This window comes from Anaerosacchariphilus polymeriproducens (assembly GCF_003363435.1).
GTDB lineage: Bacteria > Bacillota > Clostridia > Lachnospirales > Lachnospiraceae > Anaerosacchariphilus > Anaerosacchariphilus polymeriproducens.
The window spans coordinates 50170-65646 of sequence record NZ_QRCT01000050.1 but is presented as its reverse complement, the minus strand read 5'-3'; the positions used below and the strand labels follow the sequence as shown (position 1 = coordinate 65646).

The window sequence follows — 15477 nt, the reverse complement described above, 5'->3', positions numbered from 1 at the left end:
CAGGTTAAAAAGTGGCACTTGATTATAAATAAAAATAATAAGAATTTAAAAGTAATGAACTTTGATATTTCTCCGCCAACTTCATTAAATCTTTCTTAACTCTTGCTATTTTAATTTCTCCATTTTGTAGTTTATTAATATTTTCAAAAAAATTCTTTTGTTCTTTATCCGTAACAATTTCCCTAAAATAACAATACCAAATATCTTGAGCCGCATTTACCATGTTTTCTTTCTTAGGCTCCATATTCATTCCTTCTTGAATCAGGCAATAAAATGAAACAGGTAAACATTCTTTACTTTCCTCTAATATATGAATGATTTGTTCAAATTGTATCGGAGATTTTTCTAAAATCGTATACTTATATTTATTCCATTCCTGTATTAATGCAAACTTCTCTTTTCTTTTTGATGTACAGTTTATACATTTCACAGCGGAAAGGTTTTTATCTTTTACTTCCAACATAATATCAATATCATTCCTGTTTAGTCTTTTATAAAAATCCATAAATTCACGAATTTCAATTGTATCAGAATGCGAACCTTTACTTTTAAATACATTTTGTTGTGAATAATGTATTTTCTGTTTTCCATCCTCTTTCTTCCATAACTTTTTACACTCTTCAATCCATTCAAACTCATTTATATTTTCTAAACCAGAGTTAATTTTATTATGAAGATTATCAAAGATTACCGGTATGTTGAGAATTTTCCCTATCCTTAATACTTCACTAATATTATATGACTTATCATCATTTTCGATTACGAGACGATTTTTAATATGTTGTTTAAGAGTAAGATAATTTCTGATAAATCTATGAATCGACTCTTCTTTATCATGATAGACTCCACCAATGTGAAGTACTATTTTGTGTTCCTTTCCCATCCCAAGGCAGTCTAAGACTTTAGTATGATACGTTAGATCATCAATTGCTCTAAGTACAACTTCTTCTTTAGGTGAATTTAAAACTGTATACTGCCCCGGATGCATAGAGACCCTCATATGATAAGAACGGATCTTACTTCCTAACTGTTCAAATCTATCAGAAAAAATTTCCCACCAGGGAATATTATTGATCGGAGCTGAACCAAACGGAATCAGATCCGAACTAATTCGAAATAATTTAATATGATTCTTTTGATTGTATTCAAGTATGTTATCAAGAACGCCTAAATTGTGTTCTATTATTTCTAATAAATTAGATTCTTGAGCATTCTTTTTTATACAGCTTCTAAGCTGTGTATTAGATACTCCCATCGTTAAACATGCATATCCTATACTCACGACTGTTCCTCATTTCATAGATTATAAAATTTAAATCTTTATCTTATTATATTTTTTCCTAACTATATTTTTTAATACCTCATACCTAAAATGCAAAATAATCACTAAAGTGAAAAGGCCGCCACACATTCGTGCGACAGCCCTCTGAACATATTATTTATTATCAAATTTTCCTTGTAACCATTTAAAATTATAAATTTTCTTTAAAGAAAGCTTCCAATTTTTCAGCTGCTTCTTCCTCATCCTCGCCTTCAACAAGGATAGTGACTTCCGTACCCTGTTTTACTCCAAGACTCATAATTGACATCAATCTTGTAAGATCTGCATTTTTACCATTTGCTGAAATAGTTGCCTTTGACTTATAATTTTTTGCTTCTTTCACAAGAGTTCCTGCAGGTCTGGCATGAATCCCTACTTCATCTGTAATTACGTAATTAAAACTTTTCATTATTTATTCTCCTTCTCTTATTTTATATCTAAGATCTCATCTAATTTCTTGGCCTGATTTTGATTTGTGTGAGTAATAGATTGGAAATTATCTGTATTAGTAACAATAATAGGAGTAATTGTGCGATACCCTTCTTTTTTAATTCCTTCTAAATCCACCTTTAACATTTCGTCTCCAGCTTTCACCTTCTGTCCATCTTTTACCATTACTTCGTAATATTTTCCATTCAACTGTACCGTATCAATTCCTACATGGATTAATAATTCAACTCCATTCTCATCAACTAATCCAATTGCATGTTTCGTATCAAATACCATGGATACTTCTCCGTCAAATGGTGCAACCACTAATCCATCTTCCGGTTCTATCGCAATTCCTTCTCCAAGCATTCCTTCTGAAAATACACCGTCATTTACTTCTTGAAGTGTAAGTACTTTACCCGTTAAAGGTGCAAGTACCTTTGCTTCTACTTTTGTTGCTTCGACGTTTGTTTCTTCTTCTACGATATCACTTGCTGAACTGTGTAAATAATCTTCTAAATTAGACTTAATAACTGTTACTCTTGGTCCATAAATAATTTGAATACCATTACCTTTTTTAATAACTCCGGCTGCACCACTTTGCTTTAATGTACTTTCATCAACTTTAGATGCATCAAAAACAGTCGTACGTAACCTTGTTGCACAACAGTCAACATCACTGATATTGTCTTTTCCACCTAATCCTTTTGTAATCATTGCTGAAGTTACATCATCGCTTCCGCCTGATGCATTCTCACCCTTTTTACCCTTTTTGGCATTTACGTCTGCCCTGGTATAAAGTTTTGTTTCAGCGTCTCCTTCTTCACGACCCGGTGTTTTAAAGTTGAATTTATTAATTAAGAAACTGAATCCAAAATAGTAAACAATAAAATATCCAATTCCCACGATTACAATCCATACCCAACTGGTTTTTTGATTTCCCTGTAAAATACCAAATAGAGTTAAGTCAATAAGTCCTCCTGAGAAAGTCATACCAACTCCAACGTTAAGAATATGCATTAACATGTAGGATAAACCTGCCAAAGCACAGTGAATCACATATAAAATCGGTGCTACAAATAAAAATGTAAATTCAATAGGTTCTGTAATTCCGGTCAACATAGAAGTCAACGCTGCAGATAGTAATAATCCACCTACCAGTTTTTTCTTTTCAGGTTTTGCACATTTATACATTGCCAAAGCAGCACCTGCTAAACCAAATATCATAAGAGGGAATTTACCTGACATAAATCTGGTAGCTGACACACTGAAATGTTCAATTCCCTTAGTTCCAAGTTCTGCAAAGAAAATATTCTGAGCACCTTCAATTAACTGGCCATTTACTGTTGCGACACCACCAACTGCTGTCTGCCAGAACGGTAAATAGAATACATGATGAAGCCCAAAAGGAATCAATGCTCTTTCCATAACTCCATATATAAATGTTCCGCCATATCCTGATCTTAAAACTAAATCTCCAACTTTATAAATTCCAGTCTGAATTGGAGGCCAAACAAAAAACATCCCAATTCCAACAAATAAAAATACTATTGAACTTATGATAGGTACAAATCTGGTACCTCCAAAGAATGACAATACTTGAGGCAGTTCAATCTTATAAAAACGATTATGTAAGGCCGATACACCAAGCCCGACAATAATACCTCCAAACACTCCCATTTGAAGTGAAGTGATTCCAAGTACTGATGTAGTGGAACCTGCAAGCATTGAATCGGTTCCACCGTTAATATCAATCATACAGCCAATTGATGCATGCATAATTAAAAATGCAATTGCTGCTGCTAATGCTGCAACTTCTTTTTCTTTTCTAGCCATACCAATTGCTACACCCATTGCAAATAAAATAGGCAGATTGGCAAAAACTATGCTTCCGGCTGCATTTAAAACCGATAAAATTGCATACATTATGGTTCCTTTTCCCATAAACTCAACTAATCCATAAGTTTCTAACATCGTTTCATTGGTGAATGAACCACCAATTCCCAAAAATAGTCCTGCCACAGGCAAAATGGCAATAGGTAACATAAACGATCTACCAACTCGTTGCAATACCCCAAAAATTTGATCTTTCATAATGTAAAATCCTCCTTTTTATTTATAAAAAAAGACCAAAGTAATCAAATAAAAAGGTAAAATTATACCTTCTATTCCACTACTTCGGTCTTGCCTGCTAAATCAGTCACAATCCGAATTGCTAGTTATTCTACGCAAATGAACTGTGAGAAAAACCATTTCTTCTTCCGTAATTTTTCTCTTAAAAGTTCCTTCTATATATTCTTTTATCTTTAATGCACAGCCGTAATCTTTTGGATATCTCTTTTTCACCATGTTCTGAAATCCGATATCATCATCTTTTGTAATTTTATTTTGAAACAATCTCTGTCCAAAAAACTTCAAATGAGTTACAAATCGTACACAATGCAGTGATTCTTCATCCCATTCGATATTATAATATTCTTTCACTATTAAAATTGCATTCTGTATTAAATTTGTGATACTGACCATATTACTCATATCAGTATCCAATTCAGCATTGATAATATGCAATGCTATGAATCCCGCTTCGTCCAAGGAGAGCCGTATCCCCAATTTCTCTTCAATAATTGCAAGTGCCTGTATACCAATCTCATACTCTTGAGAATAAAAGCTTCGGATTTCTGACAGAAGTGCATTGGTATATTCCAAATCCTGTTGTTTTCTCTCAATTGCAAAACTTATATGATCTGTTAATGTAATGTAAATATTATCATTGAGTCGTTTTCCTAATACTTTCTTCGCATACTCAATAATTTCCGTACAAGTACTTACATACTCCAAAGGAATATTTTTCAACAATTCCTGAAGTTTGTTTGATGTAGATGCGTTTGAAATTTTATAAATCTTCTCAATCTTTTCCTTAGGTATTTCATCTTTTACTTTCTTTTGAAAACCTATTCCAAGACCACGCAGTATAATTTCATTTCCACCGGAATCTACAGAACATACAATGTTATTATTTATTACTTTTGTAATGTAATACACCCCATGCCACCCCTCTTATAAGTCGCAAAAAAGACCTGCTTTGTAAAAAATTCATTTGTTACAAAGATGGTCTTGCCTGCATTACCAGTCACAATCCATATACATTTATCTGTTATATCATATATAATACCTCATAGCCAAAAGAACTCCAAGCAAAATTATTCTTAAAATATACAAAATTCTATTTAATACTAATCTTTAAACATAATTTATTCCAAATTATTACGTACTTAGGAATTTATTACATTTTAATTTTTCATTTTCCTTCTAAATTTAGTAAATATTGTTTTAACCTCATTCCACCACCATATCCAACTAGTGAACCATCGGAACCTATTACTCTATGACAAGGAATAATGATAGGAATAGGATTTCTATTATTGGCCATTCCTACTGCTCTACATGCCTTTGGATTATCTATCATCATTGCTATTTCTTTATAACTTCTTGTTTGTCCATAAGGAATCTGCTTTAAAACATTCCAAACTTTCATTTGAAAATTCGTACCTCTTAATTTGATAGGTACTTGGACCAATTCCGAATTACCGTTTAGATACTCTTTCAACTGGCAAGCGGTTTTTTCTATTAACGGAATCTCTTTCGTATTCAAAAATAAATCTGCATGATTTCCAAAAAGTAATTTCGTTATAAATTCCCCATCTGATCCGATTGTAATTTCTCCAATTTTTTCTTTATATACATAACAATATTTATCTATCTTCATACTAATTTCCTATTATGGATTTAAAATATTTTTACAAAACTCTTTAATTCTTTCATTTATTTCCATATTAGATCCTTTGGTCGGATCAACAAATTCTATTTTTCCTTTTATTTGATTTCCTTGCAGTTTTTCTTCTAATTTATTAAAACACTTGTCTGATCCTCCTCCTCCATGGCAGGCAACCAGGTAAATGTCTTTTCCCTGTATCTTATTTTCTGATAAAAATGTTCCTATTGCAGGAGCATACGTACTTGCCCACACCGGAGTTCCAATGACAATGATATCATAATCTTCGATTTTGGCCTCATATGGTTCCAACTCGGGCTTCTCCCCAAACAACGCACTTTTTCCGCCCCAAATATATTTTTTAATATTTCCTGCAGGTATATCTTTTTTTGGCATAAGACGCACAATATCAGCCTGAAGATGTTCTCTCATTTTATTTGCAATCATTTCTGTGTTACCTTCTAACGAGTAATAAATAATTAATGTTTTCATATAAAACCTCCTTATTATGAATCTTGTTACAAAATAACAATATAAATCTAAGAACGTAATACACCCCAATTGGTTCCCAGTTTTCATCCTAATTATACTCTAAATTATGCTCCTACTCCAGATTAGCTCTACTTTCATTTTTTGTCAATAAAAAAGCCGAAATTCTCAAAGAAATTCCGGCTTTTTCATACTGGACTTTAAAATTACTAATTATCAAAAGAGACTATAGCTTAAGAAAGCTACCGCTAACAAAGAAGACACAAGTGAAACTACAGTGATCTGCGTATTAATTGATGGCCCCGCAGTATCTTTAAACGGATCACCTACGGTATCTCCAACAACAGCCGCCTTATGTGCATCTGAGCCTTTTCCACCACAATGTCCAGCTTCTACGAACTTTTTGCCATTATCCCAAAGCCCGCCGGCATTAGACATAAACAATGCTAGCAATAATCCACTCACTATATTTCCGGTTAAAAATCCACCAATTGCCTGTACTCCACCGATAAAACCAACAAGAATAGTTGTTATAATTGCCATTAAACCTGCTGGTATTAATTCTCTTAATGCACCGGTAGTCGCAATATCAATACACTTACTATAATCAGGTACGACTCCTGCTTTCCCTTCACGCAATCCCGGTATTTCCTTAAACTGACGCCTTATTTCTTTCACCATACGTTGCGCATTACGATCAACTCCCAGTATCAACATAGCAGAAAATACTGCTGGAATTGGAATACCAATCATCAAACCAAAGAAAACGACCGGATTCATAATATCAAAACCACTAATAATTTCTTTCCCAGCAATAGCTGCAGCAACATTAACTTCATTCATAAAGGTTCCCAAAAGAGCTATAACCGTAAGACCTGCTGCACCAATCGCAAAACCTTTTGTCATGGCCTTTACAGTATTTCCTGCTGAATCCAATTCATCTGTAATATTAAGTGCCTCTTCACCCAGATTCCCCATTTCAACTAAACCTCTTGCATTATCAACAATAGGACCATAAGCGTCATTGGAAATAATCATTGCAACGATTGATAACATTCCTACCGCTGCCATGGAAATACCGAATAATGGGTAGTTCCCTCCTAATGGTTCACAAATTTTATATGCTGCCAAAGAAGAGATTGCAATACCAATCAATGCCGGCAATACACTAAAAAACCCATAAGCAAAACCCGAAAGTATTGTTAATGCAGGTCCGGATTTAGATGCTTCGGCTGTAAGCTGTACCGGTTTCTTTTTGTCATTGGTGAAATAATCTGTTGCAATCCCGATAATCAAGCCTACCAATAGCCCTACCATAGTAGCTCCCCAGATTCTCCATTCAAATCCAAACATAAATGTTGCAAGTGCTGTTAACAAAAGATAAACACCTGTTGTAATATATGTGTTCTTGTTTAATGCGGTAGTTGGGTCTTTCGATGATCCCATTCTGGCACAAAAAACCCCTATAATAGAAGCCAGAAGCCCGATTCCAGCATATGCAAGAACAATGTTCGCGTTGTCTTTTGCCAAAGCCATTCCCACAATTAACGCTGCAGCCATCGAAGCGACATTGGAATCAAACAAATCTGCTCCCATACCTGCTACATCGCCTACATTATCACCTACATTATCTGCGATAACAGCAGGGTTCCTTGGATCATCTTCCGGAATTCCCAGCTCGACTTTACCAACTAAATCAGCACTGATATCGGCTGTCTTCGTAAAAATTCCGCCTCCGGCTTTCGCGAATAATGCTAAGGAAGAGGCTCCAAAAGAAAAGCCTAAAATCGCAGAAGAATCTTTTGTAAAGCTAAGCAAGACCGTAACTCCAAGTAGACAAAAGCCAACGACTGCCATACCCATAACTGCACCACCACGGAAGCCTGCCATGAAGGATAATTTTATATCTTTTTTCGCTGCTTCTGCTGATTTGACATTAGCAATTGTAGCTACTTGAATCCCAATTTTCCCCGCTAGTGCAGAGAGTGCAGTACCACAAATATACGCGAATGCCATCGTTAAGTTTTTAGTCCAATTTCCAGACCATATAGGACTGGGCAGAAAAATTAGTATCAGAATTGCAATAACTCCTGCAAAACGTGCCAATAATACATATTCTCTTCTAAGAAATGTATTCGCACCTTTTCTGATTAAATCTCCCACGTGTTGAACTGTTTCGTTGGAAGATGGCTGCGCCTTAATCCATGTATATAACCAAAAAGCTACGCCAAGTGCCAGTACCGAAACTAAGATTGCGCTAATCTGCCAAAAAGTATTTATCATTTTGCTACCTCCTTTATATTAAGCATTTTATTATGCTTGCTACACAATAGGACTTACCATTCAATTCTAAATACTAAAATAATCGTATCTCATTTTTTGTATAATTTCAAGTTGTTTTCATTGTTTTTTCATAATTTAATAATTATTTTTTTATTGACAATTTACGACCATTTCATCTCTCTTTATTTTGATATTATTTTGTAAATCTCAAAACTAAGTATAATAATTATATGTTTACCTGTATTCAAAAAATGACAGACCGCCAACGCGGTCTGTCAATCTCTAAAAATATTTTTCATTTACTGTTAAATTAAAAGAAATAACCTGCTTCAAATCCACTGCGTACAGCGCCTTCAATACGCCCCACAACTTTTGCATCTCCAATTACAATTGTATTTGAGCAAATATCTTTACAAGTTCCTTCCAAATCACGAACTGAATGAACCCCAATTGCCATCACAACATAATCTACAGAGTATTCCTCAACTTTTTTCGTTTTCACGTTTTCTAAAATAACTGCATCTTTTTTAATCTCCAGTAATTTTGTTTTGTCTTTGTATGTAACAGGATAATGAGATAATTTATCCATCGCATCCAGATAATGCTGCACATATACTCCTTCTCCAATAGAATCAAGCATCTCTATTATAGTAACGTCATTTCCCTTATTACATAAATATTCTGCCGTTTCCAGTCCTGTTGCACCAGAACCTATTACTGCTGCTTTGACATTTTCAAGTCTTTTCTCCTCACAAAGTACTTCTTTAAAAGTTAATGCATTTTCTAGATCCATACCTGGAATTTGAGGTTTGACAGGAACGCCTCCTGTGGCCAAAATAATTCCATAAGGTTTAAAAGAAGAAATTAATTCTTTGTCAGCGTCTATGTTAACACGGATATCAACTCCAAGTTTCTTTAGCTGTACTAACTCATAATCCACCAGCCAGTCCATTTTCTCTTTATGAGGAGGCTTATCCGCAATATTAATTTGACCACCGACTTTTCCTTCCTTTTCTAAAACAATAACATGAAACTCCCGCTCTGCCAAAACTCTGGCAGCTTCTAATCCGGCTACACCGGCTCCGACTACCACAACGGTTCTTCCCTTTCCATCTTTTACATATGACTGATATCGAAGCTCACGACCTGCACGAGGATTGACCGCACATTTTACTGGTCCCTTTCCAGGTATCGTGTCACTGACTAATGTTTCGAAACAGAACGTACAGGAAATACATCGGTTTATCTCCTTTTCTCTTCCTTCCTTCGCCTTGTTGACCCACTCCGGATCAGCAACAACTGCACGCCCGAGTCCTACAAAATCAACCAATCCTTCTTCCAGCATCTTCTGAGCGAACCATGGTTCTTTCACCATATTAACTGCAATCACCGGAATATTAACTGCTTCCTTGACTGCACGGATACGCTGTGAACGACATCCCTGTGGATATGTAGTGGGCTCAGATAGAGAATTGAAAGACTCATAAATACCATTCGATACATCTATGAAATCTAAGCCCAGTTTTTCTAGTTCTTTACAGACCTTGACCCCATCCTTTAAAGTAAGATATTCCTTTATTCCATTACTATCTAACAACTCATCTACTGTCAAGCGGATACCTAACGTTAATGTATTTTTACATTCTCTTTTTATTCCTTCAATTATTTCTTTAACAAACTGCAATCTATTTTCAAACGAACCACCAAAACGATCTGTCCTCTGATTGGTATATGGGCTTAGAAATTGTGAAATCAAATATCCATGTGCACCATGTAATTCAATCCCGTCAACACCTGCTTTTTGCGCCCTGACAGCAGCATTAATAAATTTTTGAATTACTTGCTCGACTTCAGCCGTAGTCATTTCATGTGTTTCCTGCTGACAGACACCACAAGCTTTATTAGAAGAAGACCAAACCGGTTCATTACTATTTAAATTTGAAAAAGTTTCTCTGCCCGGATGATGCAGCTGAACAAACAACTTCACTCCTTCTTTATGAATTTTTTCAACAGCCTTCGCCAATGGTTCTATCTGTTCCTCTCTGGCAAGACTTGCCTGCCTGGGTGCTGCCACTCCATGCTCATCATCCACTCTGGTATTTTCCAAGACAATCAGTCCAACGCCGCCTTTTGCCCTTTCCATAAGATAAGACAAAAAATCTTCACCAATACATTGCCTTTCATCCGATACCCCCATAGCTAATGAACACATTACCATTCTGTTTTTTAATGTCAGATTACCAATTTTGCCTTCTTTAAAAATCTCTTTGTACTTCATGCCGTTCTCTCCCTTCACGTATAAACACTTTTTCCAGATTTATCTAATTATCTCATATATTCAGTATATCGATACGCTTTTATATCGTCAAATTAATTTTTAAAATATGATACTTATTCGCAGCCTTTGATTCAACAATTCAGCCTTTATTTTCCCTCCCATGGCTTCCACCAAATACTGGGTAATGGTAAGTCCAAGTCCTGTACTTTGGCTGTTTCTGGAACTGTCTTTCCTATAAAAGCGTTCAAATAAATGTCCAATATCTTCTTCACATAATTCTGAGCTGTCGTTTTCAAATACGATTTGTATTCTATTATTACCTTGCGTTAATGTTATCTTTAAATCAGATTCGGCATATTTAATTGCATTTTGAATCAGATTGGTCAGAATTCTCTCTAACGCTTCCTCATCAAGTTTTGCCAGCACTGCGTTCTCTTCCAATTCCAAATTCACATCAATATGCCTGTTTTCAAATTCTTGATAATAAGTAAGTAATATTTCGCGAAGATACTTCTTGATATCTATTTCTATGAAATTTAATTGATAATTACTAGACTCCAATCTACTTAAATCATAGAAATGAGAGATTAACCTTTGTAAAGCCTTTGCTTTCTTTTTAATAATTTCAATATATTCCTTTTCATCCTGTTTAAGAGTATCTAAATCAATTAAATTTATATAACCTAAAACCGCTGTTAATGGAGTTCTAAGATCGTGGCTTACATTTTCTATCTGCCTTTTAAATTCCTGTTCTTTTCTTAAATGATGAATTCTTTCATTTTGTGCTACCTCTAAATACTCATTTACTGTTTCTAAAAATTCTTCCATTTTTTTATTCGGAACCACAATCCGGACTCTTCGGTTTGCCTCTAAATCTTTAAGAACTTCTTTTAAATTTTCATTCGATTTTTTAATTGATTCTTGCAACGCAAAGAAGCGTATTGCAAAATACAATCCTATCACTCCAAGACCCATTAAGATAAAAATCATAATCAATACGCTCCTAACATCATTATTTCAATTCTTTCTTTTTAAATACAATTAAACCAAAGGCTCCAAAGATCAGACTCCAAAGAATCCCCGCTGCGATGCACCTTGCCAACCCTTCCGGTGTATCCCAAATACCAGAATATGTATTATTTATACTGCTGTAATCTACTTCTTTTAACAAACAATATGGTAACCAACGACAAATCTGACGAAAAATTTCTACCTTTCTACCTACCAAAGAAAACACGGTAGGTATTAAAATAATAATAGAAAAACATATCATGCTGGCTGTCATAGAATTATCAATTATTAAAAATAATGCAATGATCAAAATAAGTACTGCTACACAACTAGGTAAACTCGATAAAATTGCTATTAAGAACACATGGAAAGCTGCAATTCCACTATTTTGCAATAGCAAGTAAGCACTGGAAATATAAAATAAAAGCACAATTAAAAGACAAACTAAGCTAAAAAATATAGCAGTAATAATCTTCCCTAAAATTATCTGCTTCCTAGTGATACCATAAGAAACTACATTTTTTAATGTATTGTGTTTATTTTCATCACCAAATACAATACTAACTATAATAAATGTAATAAAAATCAAACTACTAGTATCAGCAGATACCATACCAAAAGAAAAAGCTGTTGTCGCATATGGAAAATTTTCTATTTGCTGATTCGAAATTGCAAGTACTACATTCATTAATACTATAAGCATACTAAATATCCCAATTAAAATCCAAATGCTTTTTGAATTTATATTACGGTAAAATTCACTTTTTATATAATTAGACATCCTATCTCTCCTCTCTAATTCCACTGATCAAGTTCATATAATAATTTTCCAAATCAATCTTTCTCATATCCATCGATAATAGACCGATATCATTTTTGATTGCCAAAGCACTATAATCAGAAAGGTTTTCTTCTCTATCCTTAACGTTCATAATTTGAATACAATTTCCCGATAATACTTTATAATCTTTACAATTTAATTTTAATTCAAGTAATGCTGCATATTTCTCTGCATCTGTTACTTTTAATTCCAAATAATTAGTACACTTTTCTTTTAGTTTTTCCGCTGATATTTCTTCTTTTATTTTACCCTTGTCCAAAAATCCATAATGGCTTGCCACGTTTTCTAATTCCATTAAAATATGACTTGATATCAAAATGGTAATATACTTTTCACGATTTAGCTTTAGCAATAAATTCCGTATTTCTATAATTCCGGACGGATCCAGACCATTAATCGGTTCATCCAGAATCAATACTTCGGGTTCTCCCATAAGTGCAAGCGCAAGACCAAGTCGTTGTTTCATCCCCAACGAAAGTGCTGAATACTTTCTCTTCTTTACTTCTAATAATCCAACTTCTTCCAAAGCCTTTGTAACTGCTTTCTTACCGGGAATCCCCCTCTGTATCCTATAATACTCAAGGTTTTTTTCTATTGAAAGATTAGGGTAAAAACTAGGGGTTTCAATGATAGCTCCAATCTTTCTTCTCACATGATTCATTTCCGTCTCGCTCTGGGCGTCAAGAAGATTCAACTGTCCATCAGTAGGCTGTATCTGCCCGGTAAGCATCTTTAAAAAGGTTGTTTTACCTGCCCCGTTGTTGCCCACCAATCCATATATATCACCTTTTTTTACGGTAATATCCACCTGATTCAAAGCAACTACCTGCTTATATTTTTTCGTCAAATTCATTGCTTTGACAACGATTTTTTCCCTCATATTGCATATTCCTTTCTCTTTACCTTTTTCTTTTACCATTTTAAAAGATTTCTATAAATAAGTACTCAAGAAAGTTTAAAGAAATCGTAAAGATGACTCAGACTAATTTAAATCCGATACCCCATACTGTCTTTATGTATTCTTCTTCCTTATCGAATTCTGCAATTTTTTTACGCAAATTACTTATATGAACATTGACCGTATTATCCTCACCATAAAATCCACCGTTCCAAATCTCCTCATAAAGACTTTCTCTAGAAAAAACTTTATTAGGGTTCTTTAATAATAAATAGAGAATATCATATTCGTATCCGGTCAGTGCTATTCTTTTGCTGCATACAAAAACTTCTCTAGCATCATTATTTATTTCTATATTTTTATGATTCAGTACTTCTGCCTTCTTATTTTTATCCGGTGAGAACTTCTTGTATCTTCTGAGCGAAGCATTAACTCTTGCAGCTACTTCCTCGTTTTCAAAAGGTTTCATCAAATAATCATCTGCTCCCAAATTCAAAACATTCACGCGATTCTCTAACCCATTCTTAGCTGACAGAACCAAAATTGGCATCTGTGCTTTTTCACGTATAAGCTCTATTAATTCTTCTCCAGTAATACCGGGAAGCATAAGATCCAGTATAATCAAATCAAAACTATCCATTTCTAATCTTAATTGAGCCTCTGTACCAGAAAAAGCCTGAACTACCTGATGTCCGGCTTTTTCAACAATCTTAGCTATTAAATTATTAATATCTGTATCGTCTTCAACAATCAAAATCTTTGCTGTTTCTACTATAAAATTCATATTTCACACCATGCCTCAATCGATAATAATCGGTAAACATTATCAGGTTTTATAGTTCCTATTTTGGTATACGCCAGCCAATCTGTCAACTCTTCTATTGGAAATTCAAATTCATCGCCTTTTCTCAAATTTGTTATATAATAAGCCTCCTGCAATAAAATTCCTCGAAAAGTTTTTTCCCCTAAATCAATCACTTCGAACCATATATGTTCTTTGTTATCACTGCTATTATATTCTTCATTCACTTTCATTCCCACTTTGATCAAAACCTGTTTTTCGTCTATTGCTTTCCACAATTTATGCAAAAACGGAATCCTTTCCAGTGCCAAATTCTGCATACGTATTGTCTCCTCAGTTGTTTTCATAAAAACCGGATTTTGATTCAATAATGAATTAAATTGTGATATATGTACCATTTTCTTTATATTATAGTCTTCTTCTGTTGGATAAACAAATATGATGCCCGAGTTTTCATTGTGTCCATCAATACGATCCTTTGTCCCACCAAGCGCGCTTCTTTTCATCTTTTTAATAACTCGTTTAAAGTCAATCCACGTCACTACCAGATCCTGATTACTGCCTATCGTACCAATATATAAAGCTTCTCCTTCATCTATTGTAACATTATCTGTTATCATGCGTTCTGCAAAAGATGCTAGAACTTCATAATGATTGTTGAAATTAATCTTATCTGATTTTAAAACTTCAAGTTCTATACTCCCACAACGATTCATTCCATGAGTATGTAACCATACTTCATTTTTATCAGTGACCGCTTGTATCGTATACAAATAAGATGGAGCAGGATGAACATTAGATTTCGCAGTAAGTTCTACCCACTTTCCTGATAAGATTTTCTCAGCACTAAAATCCACTACTCCTGCCAATTCCGGTATCATTGCATATAATAGTTTGATTTGGATATGAAAAGAATCCATTTTATTTTCACTGAATGTCATTCGGGTCAAAAGTCCCCTTACAGCCCCTTCCATAATTTCTACCTCTTCATCACCAAAGTCATGCGTGATCCGAAACAGTGGCGGCAGTTGAAAATCTTCTACAAATATATCAACACTATATTCCAAATTTTTATATTTAAAAACTACTGTCAGAATATTGTTTATTCTTTTTCCTATTATCGTTAAACCTTCTATTTTCCGTATTTGATCAACCATAAGTTCCAAATCATCAAGAACGATATCATTTTTGGGAATTGCCATAACATAAGATGGAACTTTTTCAATTTTGCCCTTCTTTAAATCCTCTAGTCTTTGATTTTTGTTTGAAAATTTTTCGAATAACCCCATAAAGCCTCCTTTACCCTATTACCATTTTTCCTTATTATAAACAAAATTCCGGAAAATACAAGTA

Annotated in this window: 13 protein-coding genes; all 13 read right to left on the bottom strand. The window is 34.2% G+C overall.

Annotation, left to right across the window (positions count from 1 at the left end; genetic code table 11):
• Positions 1 to 22: 22 nt before the first annotated feature.
• Positions 23 to 1282, bottom strand: a complete 1260-nt coding sequence (gene uvsE, locus DWV06_RS15740; RefSeq protein WP_115483147.1) for a UV DNA damage repair endonuclease UvsE — start codon at positions 1280 to 1282, stop codon at positions 23 to 25.
• Positions 1283 to 1472: 190 nt separating this feature from the next.
• The gene (locus tag DWV06_RS15735; protein WP_115483146.1) at positions 1473 to 1730 is read right to left on the bottom strand and encodes an HPr family phosphocarrier protein; all 258 of its coding nucleotides are present in this window, start codon (positions 1728 to 1730) and stop codon (positions 1473 to 1475) included.
• 17 nt (positions 1731 to 1747) lie between these two features.
• Positions 1748 to 3844, bottom strand: coding sequence for a PTS transporter subunit IIABC (locus tag DWV06_RS15730; RefSeq protein ID WP_115483145.1), 2097 nt, complete (start codon positions 3842 to 3844; stop codon positions 1748 to 1750).
• Between the two features lie 102 nt (positions 3845 to 3946).
• Positions 3947 to 4792: a BglG family transcription antiterminator LicT gene (gene licT / locus DWV06_RS15725; RefSeq protein WP_235828988.1), complete on the bottom strand. Its 846-nt coding sequence runs from the start codon at positions 4790 to 4792 to the stop codon at positions 3947 to 3949.
• Between the two features lie 256 nt (positions 4793 to 5048).
• On the bottom strand, positions 5049 to 5516 hold the full coding sequence (locus DWV06_RS15720) for a methylated-DNA--[protein]-cysteine S-methyltransferase (RefSeq protein WP_115483144.1): 468 nt from the start codon (positions 5514 to 5516) through the stop codon (positions 5049 to 5051).
• Positions 5517 to 5528: 12 nt separating this feature from the next.
• Positions 5529 to 6014 (bottom strand): flavodoxin family protein, encoded by a 486-nt coding sequence (locus DWV06_RS15715; RefSeq protein WP_115483143.1) that lies wholly within the window; start codon positions 6012 to 6014, stop codon positions 5529 to 5531.
• Positions 6015 to 6227: 213 nt separating this feature from the next.
• A complete protein-coding gene (locus DWV06_RS15710; RefSeq protein ID WP_115483142.1) occupies positions 6228 to 8294 on the bottom strand; it encodes a sodium-translocating pyrophosphatase in 2067 nt (688 codons plus the stop codon).
• A 310-nt stretch (positions 8295 to 8604) separates the two neighbouring features.
• A complete protein-coding gene (locus DWV06_RS15705; RefSeq protein ID WP_115483141.1) occupies positions 8605 to 10572 on the bottom strand; it encodes an oxidoreductase in 1968 nt (655 codons plus the stop codon).
• Positions 10573 to 10671: 99 nt separating this feature from the next.
• The gene (locus tag DWV06_RS15700) at positions 10672 to 11562 is read right to left on the bottom strand and encodes a sensor histidine kinase (RefSeq protein WP_115483140.1); all 891 of its coding nucleotides are present in this window, start codon (positions 11560 to 11562) and stop codon (positions 10672 to 10674) included.
• A gap of 22 nt (positions 11563 to 11584) precedes the next feature.
• Positions 11585 to 12364: an ABC transporter permease gene (locus DWV06_RS15695; protein ID WP_115483139.1), complete on the bottom strand. Its 780-nt coding sequence runs from the start codon at positions 12362 to 12364 to the stop codon at positions 11585 to 11587.
• A 1-nt stretch (position 12365) separates the two neighbouring features.
• A complete protein-coding gene (locus DWV06_RS15690) occupies positions 12366 to 13304 on the bottom strand; it encodes an ABC transporter ATP-binding protein (RefSeq protein WP_115483468.1) in 939 nt (312 codons plus the stop codon).
• 97 nt (positions 13305 to 13401) lie between these two features.
• Positions 13402 to 14106 (bottom strand): response regulator transcription factor, encoded by a 705-nt coding sequence (locus tag DWV06_RS15685; RefSeq protein WP_193726032.1) that lies wholly within the window; start codon positions 14104 to 14106, stop codon positions 13402 to 13404.
• Positions 14103 to 15413 (bottom strand): DUF4026 domain-containing protein, encoded by a 1311-nt coding sequence (locus DWV06_RS15680; RefSeq protein WP_115483138.1) that lies wholly within the window; start codon positions 15411 to 15413, stop codon positions 14103 to 14105. The genes DWV06_RS15685 and DWV06_RS15680 overlap by 4 nt, the downstream gene beginning before the upstream one ends.
• Between the last annotated feature and the right edge of the window lie 64 nt (positions 15414 to 15477).

What these genes read in the sequence shown, in the direction of transcription:
- DWV06_RS15735 (WP_115483146.1), bottom strand. Translation starts at nt 1,730, where the DNA reads ATGAAAAGTTTTAATTACGTAATTACAGATGAAGTAGGGATTCATGCC.
- DWV06_RS15730 (WP_115483145.1), bottom strand. Translation starts at nt 3,844, where the DNA reads ATGAAAGATCAAATTTTTGGGGTATTGCAACGAGTTGGTAGATCGTTT.
- DWV06_RS15720 (WP_115483144.1), bottom strand. Translation starts at nt 5,516, where the DNA reads ATGAAGATAGATAAATATTGTTATGTATATAAAGAAAAAATTGGAGAA.
- DWV06_RS15715 (WP_115483143.1), bottom strand. Translation starts at nt 6,014, where the DNA reads ATGAAAACATTAATTATTTATTACTCGTTAGAAGGTAACACAGAAATG.
- DWV06_RS15710 (WP_115483142.1), bottom strand. Translation starts at nt 8,294, where the DNA reads ATGATAAATACTTTTTGGCAGATTAGCGCAATCTTAGTTTCGGTACTG.
- DWV06_RS15705 (WP_115483141.1), bottom strand. Translation starts at nt 10,572, where the DNA reads ATGAAGTACAAAGAGATTTTTAAAGAAGGCAAAATTGGTAATCTGACA.
- DWV06_RS15700 (WP_115483140.1), bottom strand. Translation starts at nt 11,562, where the DNA reads ATGATTTTTATCTTAATGGGTCTTGGAGTGATAGGATTGTATTTTGCA.
- DWV06_RS15695 (WP_115483139.1), bottom strand. Translation starts at nt 12,364, where the DNA reads ATGTCTAATTATATAAAAAGTGAATTTTACCGTAATATAAATTCAAAA.
- DWV06_RS15690 (WP_115483468.1), bottom strand. Translation starts at nt 13,304, where the DNA reads ATGAGGGAAAAAATCGTTGTCAAAGCAATGAATTTGACGAAAAAATAT.
- DWV06_RS15685 (WP_193726032.1), bottom strand. Translation starts at nt 14,106, where the DNA reads ATGAATTTTATAGTAGAAACAGCAAAGATTTTGATTGTTGAAGACGAT.
- DWV06_RS15680 (WP_115483138.1), bottom strand. Translation starts at nt 15,413, where the DNA reads ATGGGGTTATTCGAAAAATTTTCAAACAAAAATCAAAGACTAGAGGAT.